Raw genomic sequence first — 13,991 nt, forward strand, 5'->3', positions numbered from 1 at the left:
GCTCGCTTCACAGACCAGCGAGCTTCAGGCGGTTGGCATGCTGTCGGTACAAGGCCACCGGGTCGGTGAAACCCGCGACCCCGAAGAACTGGTTGATCGTGTCGAGGTGGTTCAGCGCGTAGTCGCCGCGGATCACCGCCCCCAGGTAGCTGTCGCACTGCCCCACCAGGCCGTCGTTGGGCGTGCCCTTGAAGGCCAGCGCCGTGAGGGACAGCGCGGAGTCGCTCGGGTCGATCCCGCTGGTGATCTGGCTGGTGCCGCTCCACGAGTAGTAGCGCACGCCGTTCACCATCGAAGCGCCCTGGCCGCAGCGCGTCGGGGGCACACCGGCCGGGAAGTTCTTGTTGAAGTTGGCCGCCCCCTGGGTGGTGAGCGAGGTCAGCACGGCATTGCCGTCCGACGGCAATCCACCGCTGCCGGACAGCAGGTCGATGATCGAGCCAAGACCCGAGACCACCGCGTTGACCACGGCGTTCGTGAAGGTGCCCGCCGGCGCCGCGCCGGCGATCAGGTCTGCCACTGGCGAGCCGCCCGTGGTGCCGCTGACCGAGGTGACCGACGCCACCTTGCCGGGCGCCACCGCCGCCACGTAACGGGTCGACTGGTTGCCCTGGCTGTGGCCGACGAGGTTGACCTTGCTGGCGCCCGTGATGGCCAGGATGGTGTCGACCTGCTGCAGCAGCTGCTCGCCGCGCACCTCGGACGAATTCACTGCCGAGACCTTGGTCGTATAGACCTTGGCGCCATGGGACTGCAGGTCACCCGGGATGCCGTACCAATAGTCGATGCCGGCCGCGGTGTCCCAGCCCAGCAGGCCATGGGCCAGCACGATCGGGTACTTGGTGGCGGCGTAGGTGTCAGCGGCAGCGACCGGGGCAGCAGCGCCGATGAGTGCGGCCAGCGCCATCGCGCCGAAGAGGGGTCGGTTCATGGTCAGAGTCTCCTGTTGTTGTCGGGTCTACGGCCCCGGCTTGCGGCGGGGCCGTCAGGAGCGATGGTGTCGGTCGGCCGAACGCGCGTCTTGCCTGTACGCGCGGATGTTTTGCTCAGGCGCGTGGAGCCAGGGAAAACCTGGGGCCTGGCCCATGTGTTCAACGGACCCGTGCGAAACGCTGGGCGACCTGGCTTTCAGCTCGGTCAGGCCTTCTTCTGCACCATCTTGATGACGCTGGAAAAGTCCAGCGCGCCGTGGCCGGCCAGGCTGTGGGCGGCATACAGGTTGCGCGCCATCCCGCCCAGCGGCGTCGATGCGCGCACTGCGGCAGCGTTCTCCTGCGCCAGGCCCAGGTCCTTGAGCATCAGGTCGGTGCCGAAGCCACCGGCGTAGTTCTTCGACGCGGGCGCGGTTTCCATCACGCCCGGCAGCGGGTTGTACTTTTCCAGCGCCCAGTTGCCGCCCGAACTGCGCCGCATGATCTCCGACAGCACCTTCGGGTCGAGCCCGTTGGCCACGCCCAGCGCGATGGCTTCGGAGGTTCCGATCATCAGGATGCCCAGCAGCATGTTGTTGCAGATCTTGGCGGTCTGGCCCGCCCCGGCCGCGCCCGCGTGGAAGATGTTGGCGCCCATCTTTTCCAGCACCGGGCGCGCGCGTTCGAGGTCGGCCTCGCTGCCGCCGACCATGAAGGTCAGCGTGCCGGCGATGGCGCCGCCCGTGCCGCCGGACACCGGCGCATCGATGACGGCTACGCCCTTCTTCGCTGCAGCCTCAGCCACCTTGCGCGACGTGGCGGCGGCGATGGTGCTGCTGTCGATGACCAGGGTGCCGGGCGCGATTTGCTCCAGGATGCCCGGCTGCCCGTCGCTGCCCAAGTAGAGCCCTTCGACGTGCGCGCTGGCCGGCAGCATGCTGATGACGATCTCGGCGCCGTCGAGCGTGGCCGCCGCCGACGCGGCGATCGGCAGGCCATCGGCTGCGAACTTCGCGCAGGCGTCCTTCGACAGGTCGAAGGCACTGAGGGTGTGGCCGGCCTTCTGCAGGTTCATGGCCATCGGGCCGCCCATGTTGCCGAGGCCGATGAATGCGATCTTCATGTCTTTGTCTCCGTTGCTTCTTTTGTCGAATGCGTTGTCGTCAGACCAGTGGCACGAGTTCCGGCGCCATCTCGCCGCGCGAGCGCAGGTGGTCCTCGACGAAGGCCGGCGTGATCTCGGCGAGCGTGGCCGGGTTCCATTTCGGGTTGCGGTCCTTGTCGATCAGCACCGCGCGGATGCCCTCGGCAAAGTCGGCATGGGCACAGAAGCCCAGCGACGCCCAGTACTCCAGGCGGAACACCTCGGCCAGCGACATGCGCGGCACGCGCTGCCACAGCGCCCACGACAGCGCGACCGAACTCGGCGCGCCCTTCGCATAGGTCTTCACGGCCGTCTGCAGCCACGGGTCGTCGCTCTGCAGCGCGCGCAGGCGTCGGTCGATGGCCAGCAGGTCGTCGCCGGCCAGCGTGGCGTTGATGAGGTCGAAGTGCTCGCGCAGCTTCGACGCGGGCATGGCAGCGCCCTCGCCCGCCTGCGCCAGCAGCCTGGACATCAACGCGCGGTCGGCGTCGGGTGTGCCCTTCCAGCCGGCGGTCGTGATGGCTTCCAGCACCTCGGCCTTGGCCGCGTGCGGCACCAGCACGTCGGCCAGGCCCGCGAAGATGGCGTCGGCCGCGTTGATCTGCGCCGCGGTGAAGGCCAGGAACAGCCCCGTGCGGCCCGGCGTGCGGCGCAGGAACCAGCTGCCGCCGACGTCGGGGTAGAGGCCGATGTTGACCTCGGGCATCGCGACGCGGCTGCCTTCGGTTACCACGCGGTGCGAGCAGCCGGCCATGAGGCCGACACCGCCACCCATCACGATGCCGTGCCCCCAGCAGACGAAGGGCTTGGGGAAGGTATGGATCAGGTGGTCGAGTTCGTATTCCTCGCCGAAGAAGCGCTCGGCATATTCGTTGCGCTCGGCCTTGCAGTCCAGCAGCGTCTGGTAGAGCTGGCGCAGGTCGCCGCCGGCGCAAAAGGCCTTCTCGCCGGCTGCGTCCATCAGCACGCCGACGACGTCGGGGTCCGCGGCCCAGTCACGCAGTTGCGGCGTGAGCAGGCGCACCATGTCGACCGACAGCGCGTTGAGCGAGGTCGGTGCGTTGAGCGTGGCCACGCCGAAGCGCTGGCCGTTGGCGGTGGGGATTTCCTTGAAAAGGACAACAGGTTCGGTCATGGTCAAAGGATAAGCAGGTTCAGCGGATGTCCGTGTCACCTTCGAGGAGCTTTCGCGCGACGATGACCCGCATGATTTCGTTGGTGCCTTCGAGGATCTGGTGCACCCGCGTGTCGCGCACCAGCCGCTCCAGCGGGAACTCGGCCAGGTAGCCGTAGCCGCCGTGCAGTTGCAGCGCGTCGTTGCAGATGGTGAAGCCCGCATCGGTCGCGAAGCGCTTGGCCATCGCGCAGTAGGTCGATGCATCGGGGTGCGCCGCGTCGAGCTTGCTCGCGGCCATACGCACCATCTGCCGCGCCGCGACCAGTTCGGTCGCCATGTCGGCCAGCTTGAACTGCAGCGCCTGGAAGCTCGCGAGCGGCTTGCCGAACTGCTGGCGGTCGTGCAGGTAGCTGCGCGCCGCATTCAGCGCGCCCTGCGCCGCGCCGACGGAACAGGTCGCGATGTTGATGCGCCCGCCGTCGAGCCCCTTCATCGCGATGCGGAAGCCCTCGCCTTCCGCGCCCAGCAGGTGGTCGGCGGGCACGCGCACGTTGTCAAAGGCGATGGTGCGCGTGGGCTGGCTGTTCCAGCCCATCTTGTGCTCCTTCTTGCCGTAGCTGATGCCGGGCGCATCGGCCGGCACCGCGAAGGCCGAGATGCCGCCCGCGCCACCGCCGCCGCTGCGGGCCATCAGCACCAGTACATCCGTAGCGCCGGCGCCTGAGATGAAGGCCTTGCCGCCGTTGATGACGTACTCGCCGCCGTGCAACTCGGCCCGCGTCTTGAGCGAGCCCGCGTCGGACCCGGCGCCGGGCTCGGTCAGGCAGTACGACGCCAGCTTGCGGCCGCTGGTCAGGTCTTCGCCCCAGGTCTTGCAGACGGCCTCGGTGCCCCAGGTGCCGAGCATCCAGGTCGCCATGTTGTGGATGGTGATGAAAGCGGTGGTCGACGGGTCGACCGCGGCCATCTCCTCGAACACCAGCGTGGCGTCCAGGCGCGGCAACGCGAGGCCGCCGACGCGCTCGGGCGCATAGAGGCCGCAGAAGCCGAGTTCGCCGGCCTTCGCGATGGCGTCCTTGGGAAAGAAAGCCTCGGCGTCCCAACGCGCGGCATGCGGCGCGAATTCGGCCGCGGCGAATTCGCGGGCGGTCTCGGCAAAGGCGCGCTGCTCTTCGGAAAGTTCGAAGTCCATGCAGCCGAGCCTATTTCAAGCTGATGGTGGTGTTGACGCCTTGCGACACCGTGCTGTCGTCGAACCAGCGCGCAGTCACCGTCTTGGTCTGCGTGTAGAACATGATGACCTGCTTGCCGTACGGCCCGAGGTCGCCCAGCTTCGACGCGCGCGAGCCGGTGAAGGAGAACATCGGCACTGGCACCGGAATCGGCACGTTGATGCCGACCTGGCCCACGTCGATCTCTTCCTGGAACTTGCGCGCCGCCGCGCCCGACTGCGTGAAGATGGCGGTGCCATTGCCGTTCGGGTTGGCGTTGATCAGCTCGATCGCCTCATCGATGGTCGCGGCATTCGCCAGGCACAGCACCGGGCCGAAGATTTCCTGCTCGTAGATCACCATGCCGGGCTTCACGTCGGCGAAGACCGTCGGGCCGACGAAGTTGCCCGTTTCGTAGCCGGGCACAGAGGGCTTACGGCCGTCGAGCGCCAGCGTGGCGCCGTCGGCGATGCCGCGTTCGATCAGGCCGTTGACGCGGTCGCGAGCGGCGCACGAGATCACCGGGCCGACATCAACGCCCTTGTCGGTGCCCGCGCCGATCTTCAGCGTCTTGGCCTTCTCGACCAGCTCGGGCACCCACTTCTGCGCATCACCCACCAGCACCGCGACGGACACCGCCATGCAGCGCTGCCCCGCCGCGCCGAATCCTGCCCCGGCCAGCGCATTGAGCGTCTGCTCCTTGTTCGCGTCGGGCATGACGATCGCGTGGTTCTTCGCGCCCATCATGCACTGCACGCGCTTGCCCGTCGGGATGGCGCGGTTGTAGACATGCGTGCCGACCTTGGTCGAGCCGACGAAGCTGATCGCCTTGATGTCCTTGTGATCGCAGATCGCGTTGACCACCGCTTCGCCGCCGTGGATGACATTGAGCACGCCGGCCGGAATGCCCGCCTGCAGCGCGAGTTCGCACAGCCGCATGGTGACCATCGGGTCCTGCTCCGACGGCTTCAGCACGAAGGTGTTGCCGGTGACGATCGCCATCGGGAACATCCACAGCGGGATCATCGCGGGGAAGTTGAAGGGCGTGATGCCGGCGCACACGCCCAGCGGCTGCAGCAGCGTGTACGTGTCGACGCCGTTGGCCACGTTGTTGGCCAGCTCGCCGAGCTGCAGGTTACCGATGCTCGCGGCATGCTCGACCACTTCGAGGCCACGGAACACATCGCCCTCGGCGTCGGGCAGCGTCTTGCCCTGCTCGGCCGTGAGGATGGCGGCCAGTTCGCCCATGTTCTCGCGGATGAGCTGCTGGTACTTGAGGAAGATGCGGGCGCGCGCGCCGATGGGCGTCTTCTTCCAGGTCTTGAAGGCGTCCTTGGCGGACGCGACCGCGGCATCGACTTCGGCCGGCGTCGCGAAGGGCACGCGGGCCAGCACCTCCTGCGTGGCCGGGTTGACGACATCGCGCCATTCGGTCGTCTTCGACTCGACGAACTCGCCGCCGATGAGCAGCTTGACGGTGGCGACCTGGGTGGTCGGCTTGACTTTGGCATCCATGGATTTGTCTCCTTGTAGATTTCTGGCCGGATGGCGGTGAACGAAGGATGCTAGCTTTGCAGTTTTGCGATAGCAAGGGACAAATATGCACCGCCAATCTGCATAATTGCGCCAACGCAAAATGGTCGTCGAGAACGACTCCGCATCCCTCACTCCTCCCATGAAGACCTCCGAATCCATCAAACAGCAAGGCGACGTCATCTGGAACATCGCCAACCTCTTGAGGGGCCCCTACCGGCCGCCTCAATACCGCCGCGTGATGATCCCGCTCACCGTGCTTAGGCGGCTCGATTGCGTTCTGGAGAGCACCAAAGAGAAGGTGATCACGCACCACAAGAAGCTCAAGGCGGACGGGAAACTCGAGCCCGAGGTTGTCGAAAAATTGATCAATCAGAAGTTCAACCTTCCCTTCCATAACACCAGCGAATTCACCTTTCAGAACCTGCTCGGCGACCCTGACAAGCTTGCGGCGAACCTTCGCAACTACATGGCCGGATTTTCCGCACGGGCGCGCAAGATCATCGAGAAGTTCAAGTTTGAAGAGGAAATCGATAAGCTCGAAGAAGCGAATCGACTGTTCGAGGTCGTGCAACAGATGGCGGGAGTGAACCTCCATCCCGACGACATCCCGAACATCGCCATGGGATACCTGTTCGAGGATCTGGTCCGGCGCTTCAACGAGCAGGCGAACGAAGAGGCTGGAGACCATTTCACGCCTCGTGAGGTCATCAAGCTCATGGTGAATCTCCTCTTCACGCACGACGACCTCGTGTATCAGCCCGCCAAGGTCATCCGGATCTATGACCCGGCCTGCGGAACAGGCGGCATGCTGTCAGAGTCCGAAAAGCTGATCAAGGACCCGGAAACAGGACTCAACCCGAGCGCCAACGTCTACCTCTATGGCCAGGAGTACAACCCTGAGTCATACGCCATTTGCGGTTCCGATCTCATGATCAAGGGCGAGGACGTCAAGAACATCGCCTTTGGCGACACCTTGGGCACCGGCAAGACAAAAGACGGCTACGTTGATGGGGATGGCCATCCGGATGAGCGCTTCCACTACATGCTTGCGAACCCGCCTTTCGGCGTCGAGTGGAAGCCAGAGAAAGATTACGTTACGCGCGAGCACAACGAGTTCGGTTTCAACGGCCGCTTCGGCCCAGGCCTACCTCGCATCAACGACGGCGCGTTGCTCTTCCTCCTTCACATGATCTCGAAGATGGAGCCGACCGGGAAACACGGAGAAGGCGCGCGCATCGCCATCGTCTTCAATGGCTCGCCGCTTTTCACCGGAGATGCCGGCAGCGGCGAAAGCAACATCCGTCGCTGGATCATTGAGAACGACATGCTCGAAGCGGTGATCGGCCTGCCCGACCAGCTCTTCTACAACACCGGCATCTACACCTATGTCTGGATCGTCACCAACCGCAAGCAGGGCAAGCGTGTGGGCAAGGTGCAACTCATCAATGGCACCGACTTTGCTTGGAAGATGAAAAAGAGCCTGGGCGACAAGCGCAAGCGCATCGGAGACGGCAACGACGGCACGCCCAACCACATCGCCATGCTTACCCGGCTCTACGGTGAGTTCAAGCATGACGTTCGTCAAACCGTTGGCGATATTCAAACCAACGTCGATGCCAAACGCGATCAAACCAAGTCGCTTTTTGTCAGCAAGATCTTCAACAACCAGGATTTCGGGTTTCTCAAGATCACCGTGGAGCGCCCATTGCGCCTGAACTTCGCAGTCACGGCAGAGCGGATCGCAAGGTTTCAGAAGACCAATGCATTTGTTGACTTGGCCGTCTCTCGCAAGCGCAAGAACAAGGCAAAGATCGAGGAAGAAATGCTGGTGGGCGCAGCGGCACAAGCGGCCATCCTTGAGGTTCTCGAAGCCATGAAGCCTGCGTTCGGCGCAGGGCAACAGGTCAGCGATCGCGAAGTGTTCGACAAGCAGTTGAGCAGCGCATTCAAGGTCGCGGGCATTTCTCTCGACAGCAAACTCAAAGATGCCCTGCTTGCGCCAGGCAGTTTGGGCGAAAAAGACCCGTCAGCGCAAATCTGCAAAGACAAGAAGGGAAATCCCGAACCCGATGCCGATCTGCGCGATACCGAAAACGTGCCATTGCCGCCGGACATCGAACTGCCGCTGCCGCTCGATTACGAAGGCAAGAAGAACAAGGGCAGCAGTTGCAAAACACCATCTACCAGTTCGAGCACAAACAAGGCGTGGTGCAGAAGATCGACGAAGACACGCGGCAGCTAGTGCAGGCGCTGCACGAGGGCACGCCAATCATCATCACCACGCTGCAAAAGTTTCCGTTCATTGCCGAAACGCTCGACAAGCTGCAGCGGGAGGGCAAAAAGGGCCTGGCTCTTTCAACCCAAGACAAGCGCTTTGCGGTGATCGTCGACGAGGCGCACAGCTCGCAATCGGGTGAGACGGCGATGGAACTGAAGGGCGTGCTCAACGCACACGGCGTACAGGAAGCGGCCGCCCAATACGCGTTGGACCACGAACTGGAAGACGACGATGCCGATCAGATGGCGGGCGTGGTGCGCGAAATGATGAAGCGCGGCAAGCAGTCCAATCTGAGCTTCTTCGCCTTCACGGCCACGCCCAAGTACAAGACGAAGAAGGTGTTTGATGAGCCGGGCAGCGCGGGTGAGTCGCCTTTTCACCTGTACACAATGCGCCAGGCGATAGAGGAAAAATTCATCCTCGACGTGCTGCGGCACTACGTCACCTACGAAGCCTATTTCCGCCTGGTGCAGGTGGGCGACGACGACCCGCATGTCGAGCGCAAGAAGGCGGCGCGGGCACTGGCGCGAACGCTCACCTTCCACGCGGTCAACCTGCGCACCAAGACCGAGGTGATGGTGGAGCACTTTCGCACCCACGTGCGCCACAAGATCGGCGGCCGTGCCAAGGCGATGGTGGTGACCGATGGGCGGCTGCACGCGGTGCGCTACAAGCAGGCCTTCGACAAGTACATCGCCGAAAAGGGCTACACCGACGTCAAAACGCTGGTGGCCTTCTCGGGTGTGGTGGAAGACTCTGAGGCACCGGGAAAGAGCTGGACTGAAGTCGGAATGAACGGCGGCATCAAGGAAAGCGAGTTGCCGGAAAGGTTCGACAGCCACGAATACCAAGTGTTGCTTGTTGCCGAGAAGTACCAGACCGGATTCGATCAGCCGCTTTTGCACACGATGTACGTGGACAAGAAGCTGACGGGGCTTCAGGCAGTGCAAACCCTCTCGCGCCTCAACCGGACATGCGCGGGCAAGGAAGACACGTTTATTCTGGATTTCCGGAACACACCCGAAGAAATCTTCAAGGCATTCAAGCCGTACTACCAAGACACGCCGACCGAACCGTTGACCGACGCGCAGCACCTTTACCGGCTCCACCACCAGATCGAGGAAACGGGGCTGATCTTCGAAGAGGAAGTGCAGGCCTTCTGCAAGGTCTACTTTCTTCCCCGCAGGAAGGAGACAGTCCATGATCATGCTGCCATGAACGGCATCCTGGACCAGGCGGTAGACCGGTTCAAAGAACGCGAAGCTGAGGAGCGCGAAGAGCTCAAGGCACTATTGGTCAACTTTCGTAATCTCTACGGATTTCTCTCGCAGGTCATACCGTATCAGGACAGCGATCTCGAGCAGCTGTACACCTATCTGCGCTTCTTGCTGACCAAGTTACCGAAGCGAGAGGGCGAGGGCCCTATCCATCTCGAAGACGAGATCGAACTGCAGTATTACCGGCTGCAAAAGATCAGTGAAGGTCAGATCGACCTTGGGGCGGGCGATGGGAATGGGCAGGCGCTCAAGGGGCCGAACGATGTCGGCACAGGGCAAGAGGATCAGCGCATTCGCCTCTCGGAATTGATCGGGCTTCTGAATGAGCGCTTTGGTACTGACTTCACTCAGGCCGATCAATTGTTCTTCGATCAAATTCAAGAGGAAGCCATCGAGAGCGAGACCCTGAGAGAGGCCGCCGCCACCAACTCGAAGAACGACTTTCGCTACGTGTTCGAGAAGGCTTTTGAAGGTCTCGTCATCGACCGCATGGAGGGCAATGAGGAGATCTTCGGCAAGCTCATGAGCGATGGTGAATTTCGCAAGCTGGCAGTCGAGCACTTGCTGCACCAAGTCTATGGTGCGCTAAAGATGCACAAACCATGAAGCGCCTGTCGCTTCGTTGTCGCTGAGAGCTCCAACCCATGGACTGGGACAACCTGCGCTTCTTTCTCGAGCTCGCGCGCTCTGGCACGCTGCAGAGCGCGGCGCGCCGGCTGGCGGTCGACCACACCACGGTAGCTCGGCGCATCCAGGCGCTGGAAAAACAGGTCGGCTCGCCCCTGTTCTCGCGCGAAGCCGGCGGCCATCGGCTGACCGAGGCCGGGCGTCGGCTGCAGCCACAGGTCGAGGCGATGGAGAACGCGTTCCGCAGCGTCGAGAGCGCGGCGCCCGCCTCGCAGGAAGGCCTGTCGGGCGTGGTGCGCATCGGCGCGACTGAGGGCTTCGGCACCGTGGTGCTGGCGCCGCAGTTGGCGCTCTTTGCCGGCCGGCATCCGAAGCTGGTGATCGACCTGCTCGCCATGCCGCGCCTGGTGCACCTGTCGCGGCGCGAAGCCGACATCGTGATCTCGCTGGAACGCCCCGCGCGCGGCCCGGTGGTGGTCACCAAGCTCACCGACTACACGCTGCGGCTGTATGCGTCGAAGGCCTACCTTGCGCTGCACAGCGCCATCGAGACGCGCGACGACCTGCGCGGCCACACGTTCATCAGCTATGTCGACGACCTGCTCTTCAGCAAGGAGCTGCAGTACCTCGACGAGCTGCACAAGCCCGACACCTTCGCGCTGCGCAGCACCAGCATCCTGGCGCAGCACGCCGCCGTGGCAGCGGGCGCCGGCATCGCGGTGCTGCCGGCCTTCATCGCCGAGCGCGACGCGTCGCTCGCACCGGTGCTGCCGAAGCAGGCGCATTTCACGCGCACCTTCTGGATGTCGATGCCGGCGGAGACCAAGCACCTGGGGCGCATGCAAGCGGTGTGGGGCTTCGTGCGTGAGACGGCGGAAGCACAGCGCAGCATGCTGCAGCTCGCCGCCTGAGCGTGCCGGCGCCGACGCCTCACTCGTCGTTCATACGGAGCGCAGCGGTGACGAGGTCGGCCAGGAACGCGCCGTGGGGTGACAGCGAGGCGTCCCGGCGCTTCACCAGGAAGAGTTCCCGCTGGATCTCGGGCGCCCTGATCGGAATGGCCCGCAAGCCGATGGCTTGCGCATCGAAGATCGACGGCAGCACCGCGGTGAACCCCCAGTGCTGCACCAGGCCGAGCAGCGTCGACAGCTGATCCACCTCCATATGCCAGGGGCTCGGCAACGCGCGTCCGGCCAGCTCGTCGTCGACCTGCAGCCGCGTGGAACTGAGGCGGTTCAGGCTGACGACGCGCAGGTCCGGCAGGTCGGTCCATGCGATCGACTTGCGCCGCTTCAGCGCGGGGTGCGCCGCCCGGGCGATCAGGTTGAAGCCGTAGGGCGCAATGGGCCGGGCCTCGAGCGCCGGCCCGAAGGACATGTGCGTGGAAATGCCGAACTCGGCCATGCGCTCCTCGACCAGCGTCGCGATCGATGCGGCAATGCCATCCCGGATCGACAGGAACACCTTCGGGTAGCGTTTCGCAAAGTCCGGCAGGACCTGCGGCAGCTTCGAATAGGCCACGGTGGCCACCGTGGCGATCACCAGCGCGCCCTCTTCTCCGCGCGCCACGCGAGCCGCCTCGGTCAAGCCGCTGTCCAGGTCGCTGAGCAGCGGCACGACCCGCTCATAGAGCGCCATGCCGGCAGGCGTCAGCAGCACCTTGCGTGTCGTGCGGTCGAACACCCGGCCGCCGATGGCGCGCTCGAGGTTCTGGATGCGCCGGCTGAGCGCGGATGGCGTGATGCAGAGCTGGTCGGCCGCATCGGTGTACTGCCCGAGCCGGACCAGGCTGCAGAAGCCGCGAAGGTCGTCGATGCTGTATTGGATGCGCATATCTCAACAATCGGTGCGTTTTATGCGTTTGACTCTATCAGGACGCACTTCTAACCTCAGCGCCGACGACCCATTCCTCATGAAGACCTCACCCATCCATCTCCAATCGATCGCCAGCCTCTTCGTCGGCGGCAAGACGGCCGTGCTGTCCGACCTGCCGGTCGAGCACCGCAGCATGGTCCTCAACGGGGCGCCTCGCGAGGTCAACCCCAACGGCCACCACGTGTACGGGCAGATGTATGCCCAGCATTTCAAGCTCGCGTCGCCCCGGCATTCGCTGCCGGTCCTGCTGTGGCACGGCGGCGGCATGACGGGCGCGACCTGGGAGACGACACCCGACGGTCGCCCCGGCTGGCTCTGGCGCTTCCTCGAAGCCGGCTACGACGTGTTCTGTTGCGACGCGGCGGAGCGCGGGCGTGCGTCCTTCGCCATGTCGCCGCACATCTATCGCGAACCGCCGGTCTTCCGGACTGCCGAAGAGGGCTGGAAGACCTTCCGGCTCGGCCTGCGCTATGCCGCCGACAGCGCCGAGCGCCACGTGTTCCCGGGCCAGCGCTTTCCGGTCGCATGCTTCGACGAATTCACCAAGCAATGGGTGCCCCGGTGGCCGGCCCACGAAGCCATGATCCTTCAAGCCTACGAGGCGCTGGTGGAGCGCGTCGGCGAATGCATCGTCGTCGCCCACAGCCAGGGCGCGGGCTTTGCGGTCGAGATCGCACGGCGGCGACCGGAGCTGGTGCGACGCGTCGTGGCCGTCGAGCCTGGCGGCATGCCCGATGCGCTGCCCTCGAGGGGCCTTCCGCCGCATCTCGTCGTCTGGGGCGACCACATCGTGCCGTCGGGCAGCCACTGGATGGGCTACCGCAAACAGGCCGACAACTACTTCGCCGTGGTGGCGGAGACCTCGGACATCACCACGCTCGATCTCCCTGCCAAGGGCATTCGCGGCAACTCCCATTTCCCAATGATGGACAGCAACAGCGACGAGGTCTTCCAGGACATCGCCGCCTGGCTCGAGCGCTGACACCCCCACCCAGAAAGAGACATCATGAAAATCATCTCGCGCCTTGCCGGCGCAGCCACGCTATGCGCCCTGTTCGCGGGCTCGCCCACCGCGGCCCTTGCCGAGTATCCCGAGCGCCCGGTGAAGTTGATCGTGCCGTACGCGCCGGGCGGCACCGTCGACGTTTTCGCGCGCCTCATCGTTCCGGGGCTGGAAGCGAAGATCGGCAAACCGGTCATCATCGAGAACATCCAGGGCGCGGGCGGCGCAATCGGCGTGGCGCGCGCCGTGCGATCCACGAACGACGGCTACACCATCCTCATGGGCATCGTCTCGGACGTCGTTCTTGCCCCGCTGACGGAAAGCAGCGCCGGCTACACCTACAAGGACCTTGAACCCATCGGCCCGCTCGGGACCAGCGGCCTTGCGGTCGTCTCCAATCCGGCATTGAATATCCGCAACTTGTCGGAGTTGATCGCCTATGCAAAGAAGAACCCGGGCAAGGTGAGCTACGGCGCCACGGGCGCCAGTTCGCTGCCGGCCCTTGCCATGGAAGACTTCAAGCGTCGGGCCAAGGTGGAGATGAACTTCATCCCCTACGCGAGCGCTTCGAAGATCGCGGTGGATGTCATGGGCGGGCACCTGGACGTGGGCGTCTCCGGGCTGCCTGCGCTGCTGGAGCACATCAAGGGCGGCAAGCTCACTGGCGTTGGCGTGCTGAGCAAGGACCGCGACCTGGGCAACAAGGACCTGCCCTCCGCCGGCGAGACACCCGAACTCAAGGGCGCGGATTTCTTCTTCTGGACTGGCCTCTTCGCACCGAAGGGAACGGCTGCGCCCATCATCAACAAGCTCAACAACGCGTTCGCCGACGTGCTGAAAGACCCCAAGGTCAGGTCACGCTTTGCGGACCTGGGCGTCAAGATCTCCGACCCGACCACCCCGCAGACGTTCGGCGCATTCGTCGCGCAGAGCAACGCGCAGTACGAACAGCTGGTCAGGCAGAGCAACCTGCCCAAGAACTAGCCTGTCGCGCCGATCCACCACAGTGTCA

At 64.3% G+C, this 13,991-nt stretch carries 11 protein-coding genes; 5 read left to right on the forward strand and 6 right to left on the reverse strand.

What is annotated here, in order from left to right; all coding sequences use genetic code 11:
• Positions 1-7 precede the first annotated feature (7 nt).
• The 5 genes from J2W36_RS06690 to J2W36_RS06710 all read right to left on the reverse strand — a co-directional run bounded on the left by J2W36_RS06690 (position 8) and on the right by J2W36_RS06710 (position 5,898).
• Positions 8-931 carry an esterase/lipase family protein gene (locus J2W36_RS06690; protein WP_307688914.1) on the reverse strand — a complete coding sequence of 308 codons (924 nt, stop codon included), beginning with the start codon at positions 929-931 and terminating at the stop codon, positions 8-10.
• A 206-nt stretch (positions 932-1,137) separates the two neighbouring features.
• The gene (gene mmsB, locus J2W36_RS06695) at positions 1,138-2,034 is read right to left on the reverse strand and encodes a 3-hydroxyisobutyrate dehydrogenase (RefSeq protein ID WP_307688915.1); all 897 of its coding nucleotides are present in this window, start codon (positions 2,032-2,034) and stop codon (positions 1,138-1,140) included.
• Positions 2,035-2,074: 40 nt separating this feature from the next.
• The gene (locus tag J2W36_RS06700) at positions 2,075-3,190 is read right to left on the reverse strand and encodes an enoyl-CoA hydratase/isomerase family protein (protein WP_307688916.1); all 1,116 of its coding nucleotides are present in this window, start codon (positions 3,188-3,190) and stop codon (positions 2,075-2,077) included.
• A 19-nt stretch (positions 3,191-3,209) separates the two neighbouring features.
• The gene (locus J2W36_RS06705; RefSeq protein ID WP_307688917.1) at positions 3,210-4,364 is read right to left on the reverse strand and encodes an acyl-CoA dehydrogenase family protein; all 1,155 of its coding nucleotides are present in this window, start codon (positions 4,362-4,364) and stop codon (positions 3,210-3,212) included.
• Positions 4,365-4,374: 10 nt separating this feature from the next.
• The gene (locus tag J2W36_RS06710) at positions 4,375-5,898 is read right to left on the reverse strand and encodes a CoA-acylating methylmalonate-semialdehyde dehydrogenase (RefSeq protein ID WP_307688918.1); all 1,524 of its coding nucleotides are present in this window, start codon (positions 5,896-5,898) and stop codon (positions 4,375-4,377) included.
• A gap of 160 nt (positions 5,899-6,058) precedes the next feature.
• Here J2W36_RS06710 and J2W36_RS06715 point away from each other — a divergent pair, with 160 nt between their 5' ends.
• Genes J2W36_RS06715 through J2W36_RS06725 form a run of 3 tightly spaced genes read left to right on the forward strand, consistent with a single transcriptional unit; the run spans position 6,059 to position 11,012 of the window.
• Positions 6,059-8,161 carry a type I restriction-modification system subunit M gene (locus J2W36_RS06715; RefSeq protein ID WP_307688919.1) on the forward strand — a complete coding sequence of 701 codons (2,103 nt, stop codon included), beginning with the start codon at positions 6,059-6,061 and terminating at the stop codon, positions 8,159-8,161.
• Positions 8,086-10,080 (forward strand): type I restriction enzyme subunit R domain-containing protein, encoded by a 1,995-nt coding sequence (locus tag J2W36_RS06720; protein WP_307688920.1) that lies wholly within the window; start codon positions 8,086-8,088, stop codon positions 10,078-10,080. Before J2W36_RS06715 ends, J2W36_RS06720 begins: the two co-directional genes overlap by 76 nt.
• A 38-nt stretch (positions 10,081-10,118) precedes the next feature.
• Positions 10,119-11,012, forward strand: coding sequence for a LysR family transcriptional regulator (locus tag J2W36_RS06725; protein ID WP_307688921.1), 894 nt, complete (start codon positions 10,119-10,121; stop codon positions 11,010-11,012).
• Between the two features lie 19 nt (positions 11,013-11,031).
• Here J2W36_RS06725 and J2W36_RS06730 read toward each other — a convergent pair whose 3' ends face one another.
• Entirely contained in the window at positions 11,032-11,934 is a 903-nt protein-coding gene (locus J2W36_RS06730; protein ID WP_307688922.1) for a LysR family transcriptional regulator, read from the reverse strand.
• Positions 11,935-12,013: 79 nt separating this feature from the next.
• Here J2W36_RS06730 and J2W36_RS06735 point away from each other — a divergent pair, with 79 nt between their 5' ends.
• A complete protein-coding gene (locus J2W36_RS06735) occupies positions 12,014-12,958 on the forward strand; it encodes an alpha/beta hydrolase (RefSeq protein ID WP_307688923.1) in 945 nt (314 codons plus the stop codon).
• Between the two features lie 24 nt (positions 12,959-12,982).
• Positions 12,983-13,963: a Bug family tripartite tricarboxylate transporter substrate binding protein gene (locus J2W36_RS06740; RefSeq protein ID WP_307688924.1), complete on the forward strand. Its 981-nt coding sequence runs from the start codon at positions 12,983-12,985 to the stop codon at positions 13,961-13,963.
• Positions 13,964-13,991: the final 28 nt, after the last annotated feature.

Source organism: Variovorax ginsengisoli, assembly GCF_030811835.1.
Classification (GTDB): domain Bacteria; phylum Pseudomonadota; class Gammaproteobacteria; order Burkholderiales; family Burkholderiaceae_C; genus Variovorax; species Variovorax ginsengisoli_C.